Genomic DNA, 20,388 nt, shown 5'->3' with positions numbered 1-20,388 from the left:
TCTTACCGCACCAGATAGGGTTTGCGCGCATCCTGCTGCGGGCTGTGGAGGCCCTGCTCGACCGGAAAATCGCCCATCAGATAGGGATGCATCCCCTGATTCTTGAGGTTTTGCAGGAATTGCCCGAACCCGGTTAGGTCAGCCATGCGCGGCACCTCGGCCAGACCGCGCAGGTTCTGCTGCCCGATCTCGTCGATGATGGTCTGCAACGGCTCCATCGGGGCCTCGATGAATTCCGCCATTGTCCAGATCCGCACCCGCGCCTTGGTCCAGGGCGACCGCAGCACCTTGAGATGCTGGCTCTCGATCTGCTGCAACAGCGCCGCCTCGCGCCTGATATCGGCGAAATTGCCGTTGGCCTTGAAGAGCGGCACCGCCCAGGCCCCCGAAATCACCGAGATCTGCGCATTCGGATCCTTGGCGATATACCACTCGACATCCTTGATCACGTCGCGCGGTCCGAACTGGAAACACTGCCGCTCACCGCGGGTGTTCCAGATCAGGCTGGCCAGAAAGGCGCGCGGATTGTAGTCGCGCAGCGCCGCACTGTCCGACAGCGCCCCGTTCATCACCGTCTGCCCATCCGAAAACTCGGCCCGCTCCGGCGCAAAGAGATGCCCATGCACCCGCATCCCGGTCATCCGCGCCAGCCACGGTTCGAAATTCTCGAACAGATCGCTGAACCCCTGAAACACCGAATAGGGCGCACAGGTCAGCCCGTTCTCGCGGGTCTCCACCGGAAAGCGGCTCTGCATGTAAAGGCCCGGCCGCCCGCGCGTGCGCCGCTCCACCGCCTTGGCAAAGATGCGGTCAATCTTGCCCGGGTTGGGCTCTGTGCGTTTCATCGCCCCCGCCTGATCGGTCAGAAACGCCTCATACAGGCGATCGGCAAATGGCCAGATCTTGCGCGCCACGAAACAGTCTGACCGACGCAAAAGTTGCAGGTGATCGTCGTAAAAGATATGCGGCTTGCCCTGGTAGTCGAATTTCGACAGGGTCAGCGACCGGCTCTCGATCTGACGGGAATATTGCCGGGCAAGGGTCTGGAAATAGCTCTCGTCCGGAATCCACACCTGGGAAAAATACCGATCATACACCCGCCGGTAAGGGTCATCCAGAATGGCCGAAAGCGTCTGCCGCGTCAGACACCACCACTGGCTGCCCATATGGGGCACGATGCCGTTGGGAATGCGCCGCTTGAACCTGATAAGGCGTTGCAGAGCCACGTATTTGTCAAACAGAAAGCGATGGTTCCGCCAAGAGAACGGGAACCGCAGGGTAAAGCGTTCCTGATCCAGACCACCGATGGTCCAGGGCACATCTGCCGTCGTCGCGCTCTCGATGAAATCGGTATGCGGACGCGCGGCCAGATAGTCGATCAGCTCTTGCACCGGGCGCAGCGGCAGGCACGACCCCGAGGCGAGATAGACATGTCGGACCTCTCGAAACTCGCGGAGCATGATCTCCGACGCCCCCTGCGTGGCCGCGACCAGCCCCCAGGTGCCCCATTCACAGCGGTGCCGGGCCGCAAAGCGCACATCCTTGATATCGGACAGGGCATTCACAAATGCATTGTAGGTCTTGCGCGGCACCGCCTTGTCGACATGGATCACCAGCGGACAGCCCGACGCCGCCCAGTGCCGCGCCACCTGTTCGGCGCGCCCAAAAGCGGTGTGAACCAGCATGATAATCCCGACGCTCATGCGTGTACTGCCCCGTTGCTCATGCCCAGTTCCCCTTGGACATCAGCCCGAGGATTTCCAATTGCCGCCAGTTTATATATTTTTCCGACCATTTGCACCAAAGTTCGGGATTGTGTTGCACGATCTCGGCATAGGCCTTGTATTCGACGCTCGCCGAATAATGCTGGCGGCGGGTCAGTTCCTCGGCGGCCTTGGCGGTAAAGGTATCCAAGAACTTGGCATGGAGCAGGATACCGCTCGCCTTTTCGCCGCCCCACTCGTCATAGGTCAGGTTCAAACCACGCGGCAGCACCATATGGGTGGAGCTTTCGTAGGCATAGCGCCGATGCCACTTGACCAATGGCGTCTTGTTGAGCGCGGGCGCCTTTTTCGGATTGTCGGGAAAGAAGACACGCGCACGGGGCCCGCCCTGTATCCACAGGTTGCCAAAATTCTTGTTCTTTTCGATCACGTAATTGCCGGGATCGAACCAGGCGGCAATCTCCAGCGGGTTCTGCCCGGCACGGTAGGGCACCGCGTCGATCCGCCCCTTGGGATACATATCGAGCAGCATCGAACCAAAGGATTTGACCTGAGAGGTATCCAGCCAATCGGTCAGCGCGCGAATGGGCCGGGTGTCACAAAACGGGTAGACAAAGAACTCATCGGGATCGACCACTAGCGTCCAATGCCCGTGCCCGTATTTCGATTGCAGCCAGTTGAGCCAGTCGATGCCGAACCGCGCGCGCTTGTAACTCGCCTTGGTGGACCAAAGCGACACATCCTCTTGCTGCAACAGATAATCCGCACCGCCATCGGTGCTGTCATTGTCAACAATCAGGAAATGCGAAATCCCCAGATCGCGGTAGTAGCGCAGGAAATAAGGCAGGCGGACATGCTCGTCCCGCATGGTCGAAAACAGCAGCACGTCACCGGGGCGTATACGGTCGGTGCGATCGACGACGGACTGCATCGAGAAATGCTTGCGAAAGGCACGCACCTTGGCCCGTTTGCGTCGCAGCCGCATCCGGTATGATTGCCACGCCCCCACGAGATCGGACCTCCATTTGTCTTTTTAGATCGCCTCAGACTATCTAACGGCTGGTAATACAACCTTTTTGAGGACAATCTCGATAAAATTCCGGAATCGTTGCCAAAATCGACGTTCAGCGTGGCGAGCGTTTCGCCAAAATGCGTTGCAGCGTGCGCCGGTGCATGTTCAGCCGACGCGCCGTCTCGCTGACATTGCGGTCGCACAGCTCATAAACCCGCTGAATATGCTCCCAGCGCACCCGGTCCGCGCTCATCGGATTTTCCGGCGGCGGCGGCAGATCGGCCCCGTTGGCCAATAGCGCGTTGGTGATATCCGTGGCATCGGCGGGTTTCGACAGGTAATCCGTCGCCCCGATCTTGACGGCGGCGACGGCGGTGGCAATCGCGCCGTATCCGGTAAGCACCACGATCCGGCTGTCGGGCCGCTTTTCGCGGATCACCTCAACCACGTCGAGCCCGTTGCCATCCTCAAGCCGCAGATCGCACACCGCATAGGCCGGGGGCCGGTTCGTGGCGATGGCGCGTCCGGCGGCCACCGACCCGGCGGTCTCGACCTCGAAACCGCGCTTTTCCATCGCCTTGGCCAGCCGACGCAGAAATGCCTCGTCATCGTCCACGAGAAGCAGCGTCTTGTCGTCACCGATATCCTGCATGTCCTCGGCCATGCCGCTCCTCCTGTTTACGCGCCGTTGCCAGATGTTTTAGCCCGCGCCCGGCCCCCCGTCAAAACAAACGCTTAGCTGGCTTGAATAAAACACTGCACGCGGTCGGCCATCTGCTCTGCCGTGACATCGCGGCGAAAGAACTCGACAAAGCCGTGTTCGGGCAGCGACAGGTAGGTCATTGTCGAGTGATCGACGAGGTAGAACTCGTCATCGCCCTCGTCGCGGGATTGAAAGAAGGTCCGGTAGGCCTTGGACGCCTCGCGCACCTGCGCCTCGCTCCCGGTCAGGCCCAGCATCCGGGGATGCAGATACTCTGTGTACTCCGCCATCACCTCCGGCGTGTCGCGCCTAGGGTCAATGGAAATGAACACCGGCTTGACCATGTCACCCCGCTCTTCGAGGAGATCCACCGCTTCGGCATTGCGCGCGGCATCCATCGGGCAGACATCCGGGCAGAACGTATAGCCGAAGTAGATCAGCGTCGGCCGGTCGATCACATCCTTGTCGGTGACCGTCTCACCGGTCTCGCTCACCAGCTCGAACGGCCCGCCGATCTGCGCCGAACCGCCCGCCACGTTCGACGCCCGGCATTGCGCGAATTGATCCGCGTCTCCAGACCCGGCGGTCACGACGTAATAGGTCGCGCCCAAACCCAGGACAACAACGACGGCGGCGACAATGGCAATCAGGCGGGTCATGTGGATTTCCTTGCGTTTCGGTGGACGGGGTGCAACCTTCCTTCTATTTAGCATCCCAGATCACGCACGCAATGGACAAGCCCCCTGATATGACCGATCCCGCCTCCGGTCTCTTCAAGGCCCGCAACAGGGGCAACTGGATTCGCCTGCGCACGCTCGTGCTACTGCGCTGGTGGGCGATCATCGGTCAGGCCAGCGCGCTGATCGTCGCCGACCGGGTCTATCACCTCAATCTCGAAATGGGGCTGTGCTTTCTGGTCATCGGGGTGTCGGTCGCGTCGAACCTCGTCGCCGGTTTCATCTTTGCCGAGAACAAGCGCCTGTCGGAACAAGACACCTTCCTCGTCGTGCTCTTCGACATGCTTCAGCTTGGGCTGTTGCTCTATCTCACGGGGGGCATGCACAACCCCTTCACCATCCTGATCGTCGGCCCCGTCACCGTCTCCGCCTCGGCGCTCTCCGGGCGTTCGACCGCGTTTCTGGGCATGATGGCCATCGTGATCGTGACATTGCTGATGCAGTTCTACCTGCCGCTGCGCACCGAAGAGGGGTTCGTGCTGCGCGTGCCCGACGTGTTCCGCTTCGGCAGTTGGGTGGCGATCGTGATCGCGGTGCTGTTCCTCGGGGTCTATTCCCGCTGGATCGTGCAGGAAATGCGCACCATGTCCGACGCGCTCCAGGCCACGCAGATGGCCCTCGCCCGCGAGCAGAAACTGACCGATCTGGGTGGCGTCGTCGCCGCCGCCGCGCATGAGCTGGGCACACCGCTGGCGACGATCAAGCTGACCAGCGCGGAACTCGCAGAAGAGCTGGAAGACCATCCCGAACTGCGCGACGACGCCCTTCTGATCCGCGAACAGGCGGACCGCTGCCGCGATATCCTGCGCTCCATGGGGCGGGCGGGCAAGGATGATCTGCACCTGCGCCGCACCCCCCTCAGCGCGCTTGTCGAAGAGGCCGCCGAGCCGCATGTCGATCGCGGCAAGCACATTCATTTCGATCACGCGGCGGGCGGTGCGGATCTGATGGATCAGCCCATCGTGCTGCGCCGTCCCGAAGTGATCCACGGACTACGCAACCTGATCCAGAACGCGGTGGATTTCGCCCGCGCCAGTGTCTGGGTCGAAACCCGCTGGGGTGAACAGACCATCACCCTGCGGATCATGGATGACGGGCGCGGCTATCCCGCCGACATGCTGGGCCGCATCGGCGATCCGTTCATCCGCCGCCGCGCCCCCGCAACCGACCCTCGCCGCCCGGAATACGAAGGCATGGGCCTCGGGCTTTTCATCGCCAAGACCCTGCTGGAACGCTCCGGCGCAGACCTGACCTTCGCCAACGGGGCCGATGTGACCTGGGCAGAGGCGCCCGATGCCGCCCGCAGCGGCGCCCTGGTCGAGGTGACATGGCCGCGCAAGGCCTTCGAAGTGCCAGATACGCCCGCGCTGGGCGAAAACCAGCCCATCCGCAGCTGACGGATCGGCGTTAAGACGGTTTTAACCAGTTTGCGCCACGCTTGTCGGAAACGGCTCGACAAGGTGCTTGATGGTGACGATGACGATCATGGAAATCGCGACCCTCCTCGCTGGGGCAATGCTGGTCTCGCTCGCCGTGATCTGGCTCGTGGGGCGGCTGCCCGGCCCGGCCCCATCCCAGGCCGAACTTCCCGCCGCGCCGGAATGTCATTTCCTGTTTCGCGGCGCGACCCTCATCGACCATGACGCCGGTGTCCTCTGGCCCGATGACAGCAATGCGCCCAATGACGACTGGTCACGGTTTCGCAGCTGGCTCGGGTTTCGGTTCGGCGATCTGCCGGTTGATCCGCTCAGCATCACGACCGGAGAATCGCTGACATTCGACAGCACCCTGCCGGATGATCCCGCACGGCTCGAACTGCATGCCAGCGCCCACAGCCTGCGCGCCACCCTGCAAGAAGGCGGGCCGTCCTGCCCCGCTCACCTGCATGAGGGGCGACGCCGCCTGATGGTGCTGGATGTGCCCAGGGCGGCGCTGCATGCGGCACCGCAACCGGTCTGGATTCACGGCACCAGCGGTCACCTGATCTGGCAAAACGACGCGGCCCGCGCGTTCCGCCCCGAGAGCATCGCCCGGATGACCGCCGCGCTCAGCCCGCTGCCCGAACCGACCGAAGCGCGAACCCAGCGCGTCAGCGTCCCCGATGCCAACGGCAATGCGCCGGATCGCTGGTTCGATCTCACCGTCACCCGCACGCAGGCGGGACACGCCTTTTACGCCTGTGACGTGTCCGCCCTTGTCAGCGCCGAAACCGCGCAACGCGATTTCGTGCAGACCCTGGGCCGCACCTTTGCCGATCTGCCCACCGGGCTGGCGGTCTTCGATCATGCGAAATCGCTGGCGCTGTTCAATCCGGCCCTGATCGATCTTACCGGCCTGCCAGTCGGGTTTCTCAGCGCACGCCCAAATGTCATGAGCTTTTTCGACATGCTGCGCGACGCACAGGTCATGCCAGAGCCCAAGAATTACGCCAACTGGCGCAGCCAGATCAACGATATGGTCAGCGCCGCGCGCGGTGGACTTTATCAAGACTACTGGAGCCTTGTGTCCGGGCAGACCTATCGCATCACCGGGCGACCCCATCCCAACGGAGCGGTGGCCTTTCTGTTCGAGGATATCACACCCGAAATCTCGGAGGCGCGCAATCACCGCACCGAGATGGATCTGAGACAGGCCGTGATCGACGATCTCGATGCCGCGATTGCCGTGCTGTCACCGGATCATCGCCTGATATTCTGCAATGCCGGCTTCGGCGCGCTTCTCGGCATCGACCCGGACAGCAGCATCGCAGAGGCGACGCTGCGCGACATCATCGCCGCCTGTCAGGCACGTTTCCCGCAGACCAATGCCTGGCCGGGGCTGGAGCGCAAGATCGCCACCGGTGCCGCCGCCACGCAGAGCATAACCCTCGCGGACGGGGCCGGGCGGCTCGACTTGCGGCACACGCCGCTCGGGCGGGGAAACACCATGTTGTCGCTCTGCCATCACGCGGCGGAAGGCGCGGCCCTGATGCACGAACACACCGGCTGATCCGGCTTGCGGGCAGGCGTGGCGCGTGTAGTGTCGGGCTATGTCCGGACGCCGCCACTCCCTCACCCTCGCCAGCCCCGATGCGACCTGCGCCTTTGCGCAGGCGCTTGGGTCGCGGCTGTCGGCCGGTGACGTCCTGCTTCTGTCTGGCGGGGTCGGCGCGGGCAAGACCCATTTCGCCCGCTGCCTGATCCGCGCGCTCCTGCTCACGCCCGAAGACGTGCCCTCGCCCACCTACACGCTGGTGCAGACCTATCCCGGCACCCCCTGCGAGATCTGGCATGCCGATCTCTACCGGCTCAGCGATCCCACCGAGGTCATCGAACTCGGCCTCACCGAGGCATTCGAGAGCGCCATCGCCCTCGTCGAATGGCCCGACCGCCTCGGCGATCTGACCCCTTCCGGCGCCATCGCCCTCGATTTCACACCGGGTGCGGCAGAGGACACGCGCCACCTCTCCCTCACATGGTCCGACCCACGCTGGACAACGCGCCTGAAGGGACTTACCGATGACTGATCGCAGCGCCGCGATGGCCGATTTCCTCGCCGTGACCGACTGGCACGAGGCCGAGGCACGCCCGCTTGCCGGTGACGCCTCGAACCGCCGCTACCTGCGCCTGCACCGCTCAGATGGCGCGCGCGCCGTGCTGATGGACGCGCCCCCGGAAAAGGGCGAAGACGTACGCCCCTTCACCCGCATCGCCCGCTACCTCACTGGCCTTGGCCTCTCCGCCCCGGCCATTCTCGCCGAGGACGCAACCCGCGGCTTTCTCATCCTCGAAGATCTCGGAGACGCGCTCTTCGCCCGCGTGCTGGAACGCACGCCAGAGGACGAAATGCGGCTCTATACCGCCGCAACCGACGTCCTCGTCGCGCTGCACCATCACGCCCCGCCGACCGATCTGCCGCCCTACTCCCCGCAACTCATGGCCGACATGGCCGCGCTCAGCTTCGACTGGTATCTCAAGGGCACCACCGGTCAGGACAGCCCGGCACGGGCCGAGTTACATACCACGATTCACGACCTACTTCAGCTCCGCGCGCCGGAACAGGACGTGCTCATCCAGCGCGACTATCACGCCGAAAACCTGCTCTGGCTGCCCGAGCGATCAGGCACCGCCCGCGTCGGCCTGCTCGATTTTCAGGACGCGATGCGCGGCCACCGGGCCTATGATCTGGTCTCAGTCCTGCAAGACGCCCGCCGCGATGTCGCCCCCGCCACCGAAACCGCGATGATCGCCCATTACACCGCCGCCGCCGACACCGACCCCGACAGGTTCACCACCGCCTATCACGCGCTCGGCGCACAACGAAACCTGCGCATCCTCGGGGTCTTTGCCCGGCTCTGCCTGCGCGATGGCAAGGCGCATTACATCGACCTCATTCCTCGCGTCTGGGGGCTATTGCAGCGCGACCTCGCGCATCCGGCACTCGCCCCCCTCGCCTCCCTCGTGCAAAGCACACTTCCCGCGCCTACCCCGGCCATCCTGACCCACCTCAAGGAGCAGTGCGCAACATGACACTGCCAGTCATGCTCTTTGCCGCCGGGTTCGGAACGCGGATGGGTGCGCTCACGAAAACGCGCCCCAAGCCGCTGATCGAGGTTGCGGGCAAACCGCTCATCGACCATGCGCTCGATCTTGTCACCGCCTACGGCCCGCCCCGCACGGTGGTCAACCTGCACTACCTGCCCGAGCAGATCACCGCCCATCTGATGGGGCGCGACATCGCCTTTTCCCACGAAACACCCGACATCCTTGAAACCGGCGGCGGATTGCGCGCCGCTCTGCCGCTCCTCGGTCCGGGTCCAGTCTTTACCATGAATACCGATGCGGTCTGGCAGGGCCCGAACCCACTTTCACTGCTCGCCGAGGCATGGCACCCTGAGCAGATGGACGCGCTGCTCCTCTGCATCCCCAAACGTCAGGCCATCGGCCATTCCGGCACCGGAGATTTCCTGATCGCCAAGGATGGGCGCGCCACACGAGGCCCCGGCCTGATCTATTCCGGCGTGCAGATCATCAAGCCTGACCTGCTGCACCAGATCGACGACCCCGCCTTTTCGCTCAACCTCCTATGGGATCGCATGCTGGCCGAGAACCGCCTGTCTGCCCTGCCCTATCCCGGCCAATGGTGCGATGTGGGCCACCCCGACGGCATCGACCAGGCCGAGGCGATGCTGGGACAGCGCGATGTTTGACCCCTCCGACACCCCTCGCGTCTTCGGCCTTGCCCCCGGCGTCGATTTCCCGCGCGCGCTGGTCGAAGGGCTGCGCGCCCGCCATGCCGGTCAGCCGCCCGAGACGCTCGCCCGCGTCACCCTCATCGTCAACACCCGCCGCATGGCCCGCCGCATCCGCGACCTCTTCGATCAGGGCCCGCCCTGCCTGCTGCCGCGCATCAGCCTGGTCACCGATCTCGGCGAGATGTGGGATCTCGCGCATATCCCCGACCCCGTGCCGCGCCTGCGTCGGCGGCTGGAACTGGTGCAGCTGATCTCGACCCTGCTCGACAATCAGCCCGACCTCGCCCCGCGCAGCGCGATCTTCGATCTTTCCGACAGCCTCGCCGCGCTGATGGACGAAATGCACGGCGAAGGCGTGCCGCCGCAGGTAATCGAGGACCTCGACGTCACCGATCAATCCGGCCATTGGGCACGGATAAAATCGTTCCTGGGCATTGTTCGTCACTATTTCGAGGCCGATCCCGAAAACCCCGACGTCGAAACCCGGCAGCGCCTCGTGATCGAGCGGCTGACCAATCTCTGGGCTGACAACCCACCGCAATCGCCAATCATCGTCGCAGGTTCCACCGGTTCGCGCGGGGCCACGCAACTCCTGATGCAGGCGGTGGCACGGCTGCCGCAAGGCGCGGTGGTGCTGCCCGGTTTCGATTTCGACGCGCCCGCCCATGTCTGGGACGCGCTCGCCGATCCAATGACCTCCGAGGACCATCCGCAATACCGCTTCGTCCGTTTTGCCCAAGGCGCGGGCATCGCCCCGCAGGACATCGCCCCATGGTCCGACGACATTCCCCCGCATCCTGCGCGCAATGCGCTCGTCTCGCTCGCCCTGCGTCCTGCGCCGGTTACCGATCAATGGCTGCGCGACGGGCCGAACCTGCGCGATATCGGCCTTTCCATGGCCGATGTCACCCTGATCGAGGCGCAATCGACCCGCACAGAGGCGCTCGCCATCGCGATGCGCCTGCGGCAGGCGGCCGAGGATGGCCAGACCGCCGCGCTCATCACCCCAGACCGCGCGCTCACCCGTCAGGTCACCGCCGCGCTTGACCGCTGGCACATCCTGCCCGATGACAGCGCCGGTCAGCCGCTGCACCTCTCGCCGCCCGGGCGGCTCCTTCGGCACGTGGCCGATCTCTTTCGCCACTCCCTCAGCGCCGATGCGCTGCTCACCCTGCTCAAGCACCCGCTCACCCATCGCGGCAGCGCGCGCAACGACCACCTGCGCCTGACCCGCGACCTCGAACTGCACCTGCGCCGCAACGGGCCGCCTTACCCGACCCGTGACAGCCTGGCGAAATGGATCAAGGATGACCCCGATCAATTCCTTGTCGATTGGGTCGACTGGCTCTGCGAATGCTTCACCGACCGCGCCCAACCCGACGATGCGCCGCTCGACACCCGCGTCGCGGCGCATGTCATGCTCGCCGAACGCATCGCGCAGGGCAGTCGCGATGAGGGCTCCGGCACGCTCTGGGAAAAGGAGGCGGGACAGCACGCTCTCAAAGTCGTTAATTCCCTGCGCGAAGAGGCAGGCGCGGCAGGCGCGCTCAACGCCACGGATTATGCCAGCCTCTTTCACAGCATCCTCTCCGGTGAAGAGGTCCGCGACCCGACCGAACCGCACCCCCATATCCTGATCTGGGGCACGCTCGAGGCGCGGGTTCAGGGTGCCGACCTGCTGATTCTCGCCGGCCTCAACGAAGGCAGCTGGCCCGAGGTGCCCAAGCCCGACCCGTGGCTCAACCGCGCGCTGCGCCATCAGGCCGGGCTCTTGCTCCCCGAGCGGCGCATCGGCCTCTCGGCGCATGATTTCCAGCAGGCCATTGCGGCGAAGGAGGTCTGGCTCACCCGCTCGGTGCGCTCCGATGATGCCGAAACCGTGGTGTCGCGCTGGCTCAACCGCGTGCAGAACCTGCTCTCGGGCCTGCCCGGTCAGGGCGGCCCCGAGGCGCTCGCCGCCATGCGCGCCCGCGGGCAAACGTGGCTCGATCAGGTCACCGCACTGGAAACGCCCACCGAGGTGCCTCGCGCCCCACGACCGGCCCCCGCTCCGCCCGTCGCCGCGCGCCCCGATCACCTCAGCGTCACGGAAATTAAACGCCTGATCCGCGACCCTTACGCGATCTACGCGCGCCACGTCTTGCGCCTGCGCCCGCTCGATCCGCTGATGAAACTGCCCGACGCGCTCCTGCGCGGCACCGTCTTGCACGAGATCCTGGAGTTGTTTGTCAAACACTCCCTCGCCCATCCCGAACAGGCCATGCGCGAGGCGCTGTTAGGCATTGCTGACACTGTTCTGACCGAAAACGTCCCCTGGGGTGAGGCGCGCGCGCTCTGGCTCGCGCGGCTGGAACGGGTCGCCGACTGGTTTATCGAGACCGAGGCCGAGCGCCGCACGCTAGCCATGCCCGCGCAGTTCGAGGAAAAGGGCCGCGCCGAGATCCCCGAGCTTGGCTTCACCCTCTCAGCCAAGGCCGACAGGCTCGATCTCGACGCGCATGGGCGGATGTATATCTACGACTACAAGACCGGCACGCCGCCCACGGCCAAAGAACAAAAGAGCTTCGACAAGCAATTGCTGCTCGAGGCCGCGATGGCCGAACGCGGCGGCTTTGGCGATATCGGCCCGGTCCCGGTGATGCGCGCCGCCTTTATCGGGTTGGGCAGCACCCCGAAAGAGGTCGCGGCCCCGCTGGATGAAGAACCGCCCGATCAGGTCTGGTCAGAGTTCAAAGAGCTGATTTTGGCCTATTCAGTGCCGCATAAAGGCTATGTCGCCCGCCGCGCGCCGCACAGTTCCGAGGATCGCGGCGATTACGATCAACTTGCCCGCTTCGGCGAATGGGACGTGACCGACCCCCCGGATGAAAGCGGGGTGGGCCAATGACCGCGCGCGATGCCGCCACGCAGGCGCAGGTCGATGCCGCGCGCCCTGACCTCTCCACATGGCTCTCGGCCAATGCTGGTTCGGGCAAGACCCGCGTGCTCACCGACCGCGTGGCGCGGCTCCTGCTCGACGGGGTCAACCCGCAGCACATTCTCTGCCTCACCTATACCAAGGCCGCCGCGAGCGAGATGCAGAACCGCCTATTTCAGCGGCTTGGCGCATGGGCGATGCTGGGCAATCGCGATCTGTCGGACGCGCTGCGCGAGTTGGGTCACGAGGCCACGATCGACCACGACACCCTGCGCCGCGCCCGCCGTCTCTTTGCCCAGGCGATCGAAACCCCCGGCGGGTTGCGCATCCAGACCATCCACTCCTTCTGCGCCGCCCTCCTGCGCCGCTTCCCGTTGGAAGCGCAAGTCTCGCCGCAATTCACCGAGATGGAAGACCGCACCGCCCGCCTCTTGCGCACTGAGATCGTCGAAGATCTGGCCGCCGGGCCGCAGGCCGAAACGCTCTACACCCTCGCGCGGTACTATTCCGGCGAAACACTCGATGATCTGACCGCAGAGATCACCCGCCACCGCAGCGGTTTCGCCCGCCCGGTCAGCGAGGCCGAGCTTGCGGTTAGTTTTGATCTGCCCGAAGGGCTGAGCATGGCTGATGTCGAGGCGCGCGTTTTCCTCGGCAATGAATCCAGCCTGCTCAACCACCTCATTCCGGCGCTTCAGGCGGGCTCGGCCAACGACATCAAGGCCGCGGCCAAGCTCTCGCCTATCGCCATGCTGGATCACCGTGCCCTGCCGATCCTCGAGGATGTGTTCCTCACAGGCCCTGGCGCGAAGGCACCGTTTTCCGCCAAGATAGGCTCTTTTCCAACCAAGGCTACGCGCGAAGCCCTTGGCACCACGATCGACCAGATCGAGCAATGGATGCTGCGCGTCGAGAACACCCGCCAGACCCGCCTTGCCGTTCTCGCACTACAGAAAACCCGCGCTTTGCACGACTTTGCCCGTGCATTCCTGCCCGCATATGAGCACGCCAAGCAACTGCGCGGGTGGCTTGATTTCGACGACCTGATCCTGCGCGCCCGCGACCTGCTCACCGATCCTGCCGTCGCCGCATGGGTGCTCTACCGGCTCGATGGCGGCATCGACCATATTCTTGTCGACGAAGCACAGGATACCAGCCCGGTACAATGGCAGGTCATCGAACGGCTGGCGCAGGAATTCACCAGCGGACAGGGCGCCCGCCCCGACACCCGCCGCACGATCTTTGTCGTCGGCGACAAGAAACAGTCGATCTATTCCTTCCAGGGCGCCGATCCGCGCGAATTCGACCGCATGCAGCGCGATTTCAGCGCGCGGCTGGAAAACACCGGCACACCGCTGCAATCGCGTGTTTTGGCCTATTCCTTCCGCTCGTCTCGCGCAATCCTGACCACTGTTGATTGCTGCTTCGACCAAAGCGAAGATAGCGGTTTTACGCCGGAAGAGGGTCACAAGGCGTTTTTTGAAACCCTCCCCGGCCGCGTCGATCTCTGGCCCCTTGTCGAAAAGCCCGAGCGCGAGGAGCCCCCCGCCTGGCATATGCCCGTCGATGTGCAGGCCACCAATCACCCCGCGATCATCCTGGCCCGGCAGGTCGCTGCCGAGATGCGTGCCATGCTAGACCGAGGCGAGACGATCCCCGACGGCGACGGCTTTCGCCGCATCCGCCCCGGCGATTTCTTGATCCTCGTGCGCCGCCGCTCCACGCTCTTTCACGAGATCATCCGCGAATGCAAGGCGCAGGGCCTGCCCATCGCCGGAGCCGACCGACTTAAGGTCGGTGCGGAACTCGCTGTCCGCGATCTGGCCGCGTTTCTCTCCTTCCTTTCAACACCCGAGGATGATCTGTCGCTCGCCACCGCGCTAAAATCGCCGCTTTTCGGCTGGACCGAGGCGCAGCTATACGAACTCGCCCACCACCGCAGCCAGCGCTACCTCTGGCAGGCCCTGCGCGACCGCCGAACAGAGTTTCCCGCCGTGCTGCAGGTCATCGACGACCTGCTCAATCACGTCGATTACCTGCGCCCCTATGAGTTGATCGAACGCATCCTCACCCGCCATGACGGGCGGCGCAAACTTCTCGCCCGCCTCGGGGCCGAGGCCGAGGACGGCATCGACGCGCTCTTGTCGCAGGCCATGGCCTATGAACAGCGTGCCGTCGACAGCCTTACCGGCTTTCTCGTCTGGATGGAAACCGACGATCTCGAGATCAAGCGCCAGATGGACAGCGCCGGCGACCGAATTCGCGTGATGACCGTCCACGGCGCCAAGGGGCTGGAGGCGCCGGTGGTGATCCTCCCCGAAACCGGGGCCTGGCGCGCCTCGCCCATGCCGCAGATCGTGGCATCAGGTGACGTGCCGCTCTGGACCGGGCTCGCCCCTGACATGCCCACCGTGATCCGCAACGCCGTCGATCAGCGCCGCGCCGCACAAGAGGCCGAGCGCGACCGCCTGCTCTATGTCGCGATGACCCGGGCCGAGAAATGGCTGATCGTCGCGGCGCATGGCGACCTGGGGCAGCAGGGCAATACCTGGTATGAAAAGGTGCAACGTGGGATGGAGGCGGCAGGGGCCACCGCCCATGTTTTCGCGCAGGGGCCAGGTCTGCGCCTGCAACATGGGGTTTGGGTTGAAACAGAGACTGAATCTAATGAATCTCAAACCCCGCGCACCCCAGCCCTCATCCCTCTTTTCGAACGCCCCGCGCCGCCGGCGCTCGGACGGATCAAGACGCTCAGCCCCTCCGATCTCGGCGGCGACAAGGCCCTGCCTAGTGAACGCGGCCTTGATGAAGAGGCCGCCAAGCGCCGCGGTCGTCAGGTGCATCGCCTGCTCGAATTCCTCCCGCAGGTGCCCGCCCCGGACTGGCCCGCGACTGCGGCCCGCCTTCTCTCCAACGGCCCGGATGCCGCGCAGGGCGAGGAGCTTGCACTCCTGCTGGCCGAGGCCGAAAAGGTCCTGACCCGGCCCAGCCTAGCCCCGCTTTTCGCCGCCGATGCCCTGACCGAGGTGGCGATCACCGCCGATCTTGGCCGCAGCCGTCTGCATGGCGTCATCGACCGGCTGATCCTCGGCCCCGATCATGTCCTGGCCGTAGATTTCAAGACCAACGCGATGGTTCCCCACGCCTTGGTCGATTGCCCCGATGGCCTCTTGCGGCAGATGGGGGCCTATGCCCATGCGCTCAGCCAACTCTACCCCGATCGGCGCATCGAAACGGCGATCCTCTGGACCCGCACCGCCACCCTCATGCGCCTCCCGCACGAGAGCGTGAGCGAGGCGCTCGATTCCGCCGGGATCGCTTGACGCGACCCGTCCGGCTCCATAGGTTCAGCGTCGAAACCCTGACCGCTAGGAGACATGCAAATGGCTACCGTTGCCGTAACCGACGACACCTTCGACGCCGAGGTGAAGAATTCCGATATCCCCGTCGTGGTGGATTTCTGGGCCGAATGGTGCGGCCCCTGCAAGCAGATCGGCCCGGCCCTCGAAGAGCTGGCGACCGAGATGGAAGGCAAGATCAAGGTTGCCAAGGTCGATGTCGACAGCAACCCGAATTCCGCCGTCGCCATGGGCGTGCGCGGCATTCCGGCGCTCTTCATTTTCAAGAATGGCGAAGTGATCTCGAACCGCGCCGGTGCCGCCCCCAAGGCCGCACTGCAAAGCTGGATCGAAGAGAGCATCTGACGCAGTCAGGCTACCTCATGGATTGGGGTCGCGCAGCGCGCGGCCCCTTTCTTTTTACCCATCTTTTTTCTTGACTTTTTCGTTTCTACGAAAACTCAAAAAAGAACAATTCGCGCTTGTTTATAGTTGAAACAGGATTCATTTCATTAGAGAGTGGGGAGGCTAGACCCGATTCGCACTGCGATTTGGATCAAAACCCCAGTAGCCTTCAGGGACTGCTGGGGTTTTTTTACGCTATATTGATGATTTTACTTAGCTTTTAGCGATATATAGTGGATTGACACTATTTGCATTGACCTGACCCGGAACATTGATAACGTTTTGTGTATGTCCTCAACATGGGGGCTGAGTCGCGGTGCGTGTCGGGTCTAGCAGCTTCTTCATTCATCGCGGCTCCAATCCAAATGCTATGGAGTTAGCGAAATGAACTATCACAGTAACAAGAAACCTATCGGAACGACTGCTCGCACGGGGGAGCGCTGCCCCGAAAGCGGCGTCTGGAAATCGCAGGATGTCAACTCGACAACTGCTCCAATCGCCAAGGGTAACGTCATGCCCCCGCATGGTGGTCGTGCGGTTACCTGGAAGTTGATTCAGTACGCGTGATTGCGTTCAGCTTCAGAAGGGGTCGCGCAGCGCGCGGCCCCTTTTCTTTGCCCGCAAAACACGCATGATCGCCGCATGAATCTGACCAATTCCGATATCGCCGAGCTGACTGCACTGCGGCATGACCTGCACCGCCACCCCGAGATCTCGGGCGAGGAAGGCGAGACCGCGCGCCGCATCACCACGGCGCTCAACGCCGCGCCGCCCGATACCCTGCTGACCGGTCTTGGCGATCATGGTGTCGCGGCGGTCTATGCCGGGGCCGAAAGCGGCCCGACGGTGCTTTTCCGCTGCGAACTCGACGCGCTGCCGATCGAGGAACAGGGCAATCTGCCACACTGTTCGACCCGTTCGGGCAAGGGCCATCTCTGCGGCCATGACGGGCATATGACCGTGATAATGGGGCTGGCGCGGCTCTTGTCACGCCACCGCCCCGCACGCGGCCGCGCCGTGCTGCTCTTCCAACCGGCCGAGGAAACCGGGGCCGGAGCCATCGCCGTGCTGGACGATCCGAAATTCGGGACTGTTTCACCCGATTACGCATTTGCCTTGCATAACATGCCGGGCCTGCCTCTGGGCCATGTCGGCCTCATCCCCGGCCCGGTCAACTGCGCCTCGCGCGGCATGGCCGTCACCCTCACCGGCAAATCCGCACACGCGTCAGAGCCGGAGAACGGTGCCTCGCCGATGGCGGCGCTCAGCAGCCTCATGCCAGACCTCACCGCACTTGGCCACGGCACGCCGCAGGGCGCGGATTTTACCCTCGCCACGGTGACGCACGCGCAAATGGGCGCGCCCGCCTTCGGCATCGCCCCGGGCGAGGCCACGCTTTACGTCACGCTGCGCACGCTGACCGATGATGGCATGGCCGCGCTGTGCGATGCCGCCGAAACGCTGGTGGAGAAGGCCGCCCACGCGCATGGCCTGACCTTCGCGCTCACCTATCACGACATCTTCGCCCATTGCGAAAACCACCCGGATGCGACCCAAATCCTGCGCAATGCACTCGACACGCTTGCCATCAGTCATGACAACAGCGGCTTGCCGATGCGTGCCTCAGAGGATTTCGGCCGCTTCGGCCATATCGCCAAATCCGCCATGCTCTTTCTCGGCGCGGGCACCGATCACGCCGCGCTCCACAATCCTGATTATGACTTTCCCGACGATCTCATTCCCATAGGCGCGCAGATTTTTCACCGCGTCGCGCGCGATCTGCTCGGGTAAGCCCACCCTTGCACCCATCTCTGCCGCCTTCCATATAGGGCAGACCAGAACGGAGGCCCTGACATGAGCGATTTTCCCGGTTGGCACGGCACCACCATCATCGGTGTGCGCAGGGGCGGTGAGGTCGTGATCGCGGGCGACGGGCAGGTCAGCCTCGGCCAGACCGTGATCAAGGGCACCGCCCGCAAGGTGCGCCGCCTCAGCCCCGGCGGCTATGACGTGGTCGCGGGCTTCGCGGGTTCCACGGCAGACGCCTTTACCCTGCTGGAACGGCTCGAAAGCAAGCTTGAGGCCACCCCCGGACAGCTCCAACGCGCCTGCGTCGATCTCGCCAAGGACTGGCGCACTGACAAATACCTGCAAAAGCTTGAGGCGATGCTGATCGTCACCGATGGCGATCAGCTTTACGTCATCACTGGCGCAGGCGACGTGCTCGAGCCCGAGCACGACATCGCCGCCATCGGCTCAGGTGGCAATTTCGCCCTCGCAGCGGCGCGCGGCCTCGCGGAGAGAACCGACCTCTCCGCCGAAGACATCGCCCGCCAGGCCATGTCCATCGCCGCCGATATCTGCGTCTACACCAATGGCAACCTGACGGTGGAGAAAATCACAAAATGACCGACCTGACCCCGCGCGAGATCGTCTCGGAGCTCGACCGTTTCATCATCGGCCAGAAGGACGCCAAGCGCGCCACCGCCGTCGCCCTGCGCAACCGCTGGCGCCGCAAGCAGCTCTCGGATGACCTGCGCGACGAGGTCTACCCCAAGAACATCCTGATGATCGGCCCCACCGGCGTCGGCAAGACCGAGATCTCCCGCCGTCTCGCCAAACTCGCCCGCGCCCCGTTCATCAAGGTCGAGGCCACCAAGTTCACAGAGGTCGGCTATGTCGGCCGCGACGTCGAACAGATCATCCGCGATCTCGTTGACAGCGCCATCGTCCAGACCCGCGACTACATGCGCGAAGACGTGCGTACCCGCGCCAATGCCGCCGCCGAGGAACGCGTCATCACCGCCATCGCAGGCGAAGACGCCCGCGAGGGCACCCGCGAGATGTTCCGCAAGAAGCTTCGCGATGGCCTGCTTGACGACACCGAGATCGAGATCGAGGTCTCCGACAGCTCCAACCCATTGGGCATGATGGACATTCCCGGCCAGCCCGGCGGCCAGATGGGGATGATGAACCTCGGCGATATCTTCGGCAAGGCGTTCGGCAACCGCACCACCACCAAGCGCATCACCGTCGCCGACAGCCACGATCTGCTGGTCAGCGAGGAGGCCGACAAGCTCCTCGATGATGAGGCCGTCACCCGCACCGCACTCGAATCCGTCGAACAGAACGGCATCGTCTTCCTCGACGAGATCGACAAGGTCTGCGCCAAATCCGACGCGCGCGGCGGCGATGTCTCCCGCGAGGGGGTGCAGCGCGACCTGCTGCCGCTGATCGAGGGCACCACCGTCTCGACCAAGCACGGCGCGGTCAAGACCGACCATATCCTCTTCATCGCGTCGGGCGCCTTTCACATCGCCAAACCGTCAGATCTGCTGCCCGAACTGCAAGGCCGCCTGCCCATCCGGGTCGAGCTGCGCGCCCTGACCGAGGCCGATTTCGTCCGCATCCTGACCGAGACCGACAACGCCCTCACCCGCCAATACACCGCCCTCATGGGCACCGAGGAGGTGACGGTCGACTTCACCGAAGACGGCATCGCCGCGCTCGCCCGCATCGCCGCCGAGGTCAACCAATCGGTCGAGAACATCGGCGCGCGGCGGCTCTACACGGTGATGGAACGGGTGTTCGAGGAGCTGTCCTTCACCGCCCCCGACCGCGCGGGCGAGTCCGTGACGGTGGACGCGGCCTTTGTCGAGGAGAACCTCGGCGAGCTGATGCGCTCGGCGGATTTGTCGAGGTATGTGTTGTGAGGGGAAGATTTGGATCAGACCACGCTAAATCCTGTCACTAAATGACAAATGCACCATGTTCTTTTCCAATGTATCCCGACGATTGACACATAGTGCATCACGGTATCGCCCGGACAGGTTGTCAAGGTAACCAATGGCCGGATTGGAGGATACGTTCGGCTATCCCGCGTGTATCGGCGAACCAAAGTGGTTGTGCCATCGACAAGCCGTAACCTAATCTGTTTTCCTAGAGCCTAACAAGATTGATTGGACAACGAATGGTCAACCAAAACCAAGAGCTTATAGTAAGAGGCGAGCAGGTAGAGCGTATTTATATCTCGTACCTTGCCAAGAAATATCTTGTAAATCGGAGGTACCAAAGGAAGTTGATTTGGACGCTCCAAGAGAAACAGAGTTTCATCGATTCTATCATCAACGGTTTTCCGATACCTATAATCCTTTTGGCCGAGCCTAAAGGAAGACAAGATAACGCGCTTGAGTTAACCCGGATAATTCACGACACCTGTATGATCGGCCGTGAGACCATGTTTTGCGCGAGGGTGCCATGACGAGCTCGAGCGTGATCTGCGTCCGGGTTAACGGCGGACGGCAATGTCCTCTGGGGCT

At 63.7% G+C, this 20,388-nt stretch carries 15 protein-coding genes; 11 read left to right on the top strand and 4 right to left on the bottom strand.

What is annotated here, in order from left to right; translation table 11 throughout:
* Positions 1 to 2: 2 nt before the first annotated feature.
* The 4 genes from BHD06_RS13875 to BHD06_RS13860 form a co-directional block, all read right to left on the bottom strand.
* On the bottom strand, positions 3 to 1,703 hold the full coding sequence (locus tag BHD06_RS13875) for a beta-1,6-N-acetylglucosaminyltransferase (RefSeq protein ID WP_080457577.1): 1,701 nt from the start codon (positions 1,701 to 1,703) through the stop codon (positions 3 to 5).
* A gap of 19 nt (positions 1,704 to 1,722) precedes the next feature.
* Entirely contained in the window at positions 1,723 to 2,709 is a 987-nt protein-coding gene (locus tag BHD06_RS13870; protein WP_080457576.1) for a glycosyltransferase family 2 protein, read from the bottom strand.
* Between the two features lie 139 nt (positions 2,710 to 2,848).
* Complete coding sequence (locus tag BHD06_RS13865; RefSeq protein WP_074787883.1) at positions 2,849 to 3,400, bottom strand: ActR/PrrA/RegA family redox response regulator transcription factor; 552 nt, start codon at positions 3,398 to 3,400, stop codon at positions 2,849 to 2,851.
* A 71-nt stretch (positions 3,401 to 3,471) separates the two neighbouring features.
* Positions 3,472 to 4,098 carry an SCO family protein gene (locus BHD06_RS13860; RefSeq protein ID WP_080457575.1) on the bottom strand — a complete coding sequence of 209 codons (627 nt, stop codon included), beginning with the start codon at positions 4,096 to 4,098 and terminating at the stop codon, positions 3,472 to 3,474.
* A gap of 89 nt (positions 4,099 to 4,187) precedes the next feature.
* On the opposite strand from BHD06_RS13860, the gene regB reads away from it, so the two are divergent.
* The 11 genes from regB (at position 4,188) to hslU (ending at position 19,782) form a co-directional block, all read left to right on the top strand.
* A complete protein-coding gene (gene regB, locus BHD06_RS13855; protein WP_080457574.1) occupies positions 4,188 to 5,573 on the top strand; it encodes a sensor histidine kinase RegB in 1,386 nt (461 codons plus the stop codon).
* An 88-nt stretch (positions 5,574 to 5,661) separates the two neighbouring features.
* Positions 5,662 to 7,164 carry a PAS-domain containing protein gene (locus BHD06_RS13850; RefSeq protein ID WP_254892422.1) on the top strand — a complete coding sequence of 501 codons (1,503 nt, stop codon included), beginning with the start codon at positions 5,662 to 5,664 and terminating at the stop codon, positions 7,162 to 7,164.
* 40 nt (positions 7,165 to 7,204) lie between these two features.
* Positions 7,205 to 7,681 carry a tRNA (adenosine(37)-N6)-threonylcarbamoyltransferase complex ATPase subunit type 1 TsaE gene (tsaE, locus tag BHD06_RS13845; RefSeq protein ID WP_080457572.1) on the top strand — a complete coding sequence of 159 codons (477 nt, stop codon included), beginning with the start codon at positions 7,205 to 7,207 and terminating at the stop codon, positions 7,679 to 7,681.
* Complete coding sequence (locus tag BHD06_RS13840; protein WP_080457571.1) at positions 7,674 to 8,684, top strand: aminoglycoside phosphotransferase family protein; 1,011 nt, start codon at positions 7,674 to 7,676, stop codon at positions 8,682 to 8,684. The genes tsaE and BHD06_RS13840 overlap by 8 nt, the downstream gene beginning before the upstream one ends.
* Positions 8,681 to 9,364, top strand: coding sequence for a nucleotidyltransferase family protein (locus BHD06_RS13835; RefSeq protein WP_139784744.1), 684 nt, complete (start codon positions 8,681 to 8,683; stop codon positions 9,362 to 9,364). Before BHD06_RS13840 ends, BHD06_RS13835 begins: the two co-directional genes overlap by 4 nt.
* Positions 9,357 to 12,296 carry a double-strand break repair protein AddB gene (gene addB, locus BHD06_RS13830; RefSeq protein ID WP_080457569.1) on the top strand — a complete coding sequence of 980 codons (2,940 nt, stop codon included), beginning with the start codon at positions 9,357 to 9,359 and terminating at the stop codon, positions 12,294 to 12,296. Before BHD06_RS13835 ends, addB begins: the two co-directional genes overlap by 8 nt.
* Complete coding sequence (gene addA, locus BHD06_RS13825) at positions 12,293 to 15,649, top strand: double-strand break repair helicase AddA (RefSeq protein WP_080457568.1); 3,357 nt, start codon at positions 12,293 to 12,295, stop codon at positions 15,647 to 15,649. The genes addB and addA overlap by 4 nt, the downstream gene beginning before the upstream one ends.
* A 60-nt stretch (positions 15,650 to 15,709) precedes the next feature.
* Positions 15,710 to 16,030 carry a thioredoxin gene (gene trxA, locus BHD06_RS13820; RefSeq protein ID WP_080457567.1) on the top strand — a complete coding sequence of 107 codons (321 nt, stop codon included), beginning with the start codon at positions 15,710 to 15,712 and terminating at the stop codon, positions 16,028 to 16,030.
* A 681-nt stretch (positions 16,031 to 16,711) separates the two neighbouring features.
* Complete coding sequence (locus BHD06_RS13810) at positions 16,712 to 17,860, top strand: amidohydrolase (protein ID WP_080457565.1); 1,149 nt, start codon at positions 16,712 to 16,714, stop codon at positions 17,858 to 17,860.
* Positions 17,861 to 17,923: 63 nt separating this feature from the next.
* Positions 17,924 to 18,478 (top strand): ATP-dependent protease subunit HslV, encoded by a 555-nt coding sequence (hslV, locus tag BHD06_RS13805; protein ID WP_080457564.1) that lies wholly within the window; start codon positions 17,924 to 17,926, stop codon positions 18,476 to 18,478.
* A complete protein-coding gene (gene hslU, locus BHD06_RS13800; RefSeq protein ID WP_080457563.1) occupies positions 18,475 to 19,782 on the top strand; it encodes an ATP-dependent protease ATPase subunit HslU in 1,308 nt (435 codons plus the stop codon). The genes hslV and hslU overlap by 4 nt, the downstream gene beginning before the upstream one ends.
* Positions 19,783 to 20,388: the final 606 nt, after the last annotated feature.

This window comes from Roseovarius sp. A-2 (assembly GCF_002072155.1).
Classification (GTDB): Bacteria; Pseudomonadota; Alphaproteobacteria; order Rhodobacterales; family Rhodobacteraceae; genus Roseovarius.
The sequence above is the reverse complement of the archived record's forward strand: the minus strand, read 5'-3'. Positions and strand labels throughout refer to the sequence as shown.

What these genes read in the sequence shown, in the direction of transcription:
- tsaE (WP_080457572.1), top strand. Translation starts at nt 7,205, where the DNA reads ATGTCCGGACGCCGCCACTCCCTCACCCTCGCCAGCCCCGATGCGACC.
- BHD06_RS13870 (WP_080457576.1), bottom strand. Translation starts at nt 2,709, where the DNA reads ATGCGGCTGCGACGCAAACGGGCCAAGGTGCGTGCCTTTCGCAAGCAT.
- addA (WP_080457568.1), top strand. Translation starts at nt 12,293, where the DNA reads ATGACCGCGCGCGATGCCGCCACGCAGGCGCAGGTCGATGCCGCGCGC.
- BHD06_RS13840 (WP_080457571.1), top strand. Translation starts at nt 7,674, where the DNA reads ATGACTGATCGCAGCGCCGCGATGGCCGATTTCCTCGCCGTGACCGAC.
- BHD06_RS13810 (WP_080457565.1), top strand. Translation starts at nt 16,712, where the DNA reads ATGAATCTGACCAATTCCGATATCGCCGAGCTGACTGCACTGCGGCAT.
- BHD06_RS13850 (WP_254892422.1), top strand. Translation starts at nt 5,662, where the DNA reads ATGGAAATCGCGACCCTCCTCGCTGGGGCAATGCTGGTCTCGCTCGCC.
- hslV (WP_080457564.1), top strand. Translation starts at nt 17,924, where the DNA reads ATGAGCGATTTTCCCGGTTGGCACGGCACCACCATCATCGGTGTGCGC.
- addB (WP_080457569.1), top strand. Translation starts at nt 9,357, where the DNA reads ATGTTTGACCCCTCCGACACCCCTCGCGTCTTCGGCCTTGCCCCCGGC.
- hslU (WP_080457563.1), top strand. Translation starts at nt 18,475, where the DNA reads ATGACCGACCTGACCCCGCGCGAGATCGTCTCGGAGCTCGACCGTTTC.
- BHD06_RS13875 (WP_080457577.1), bottom strand. Translation starts at nt 1,703, where the DNA reads ATGAGCGTCGGGATTATCATGCTGGTTCACACCGCTTTTGGGCGCGCC.
- BHD06_RS13860 (WP_080457575.1), bottom strand. Translation starts at nt 4,098, where the DNA reads ATGACCCGCCTGATTGCCATTGTCGCCGCCGTCGTTGTTGTCCTGGGT.
- regB (WP_080457574.1), top strand. Translation starts at nt 4,188, where the DNA reads ATGACCGATCCCGCCTCCGGTCTCTTCAAGGCCCGCAACAGGGGCAAC.
- trxA (WP_080457567.1), top strand. Translation starts at nt 15,710, where the DNA reads ATGGCTACCGTTGCCGTAACCGACGACACCTTCGACGCCGAGGTGAAG.
- BHD06_RS13865 (WP_074787883.1), bottom strand. Translation starts at nt 3,400, where the DNA reads ATGGCCGAGGACATGCAGGATATCGGTGACGACAAGACGCTGCTTCTC.
- BHD06_RS13835 (WP_139784744.1), top strand. Translation starts at nt 8,681, where the DNA reads ATGACACTGCCAGTCATGCTCTTTGCCGCCGGGTTCGGAACGCGGATG.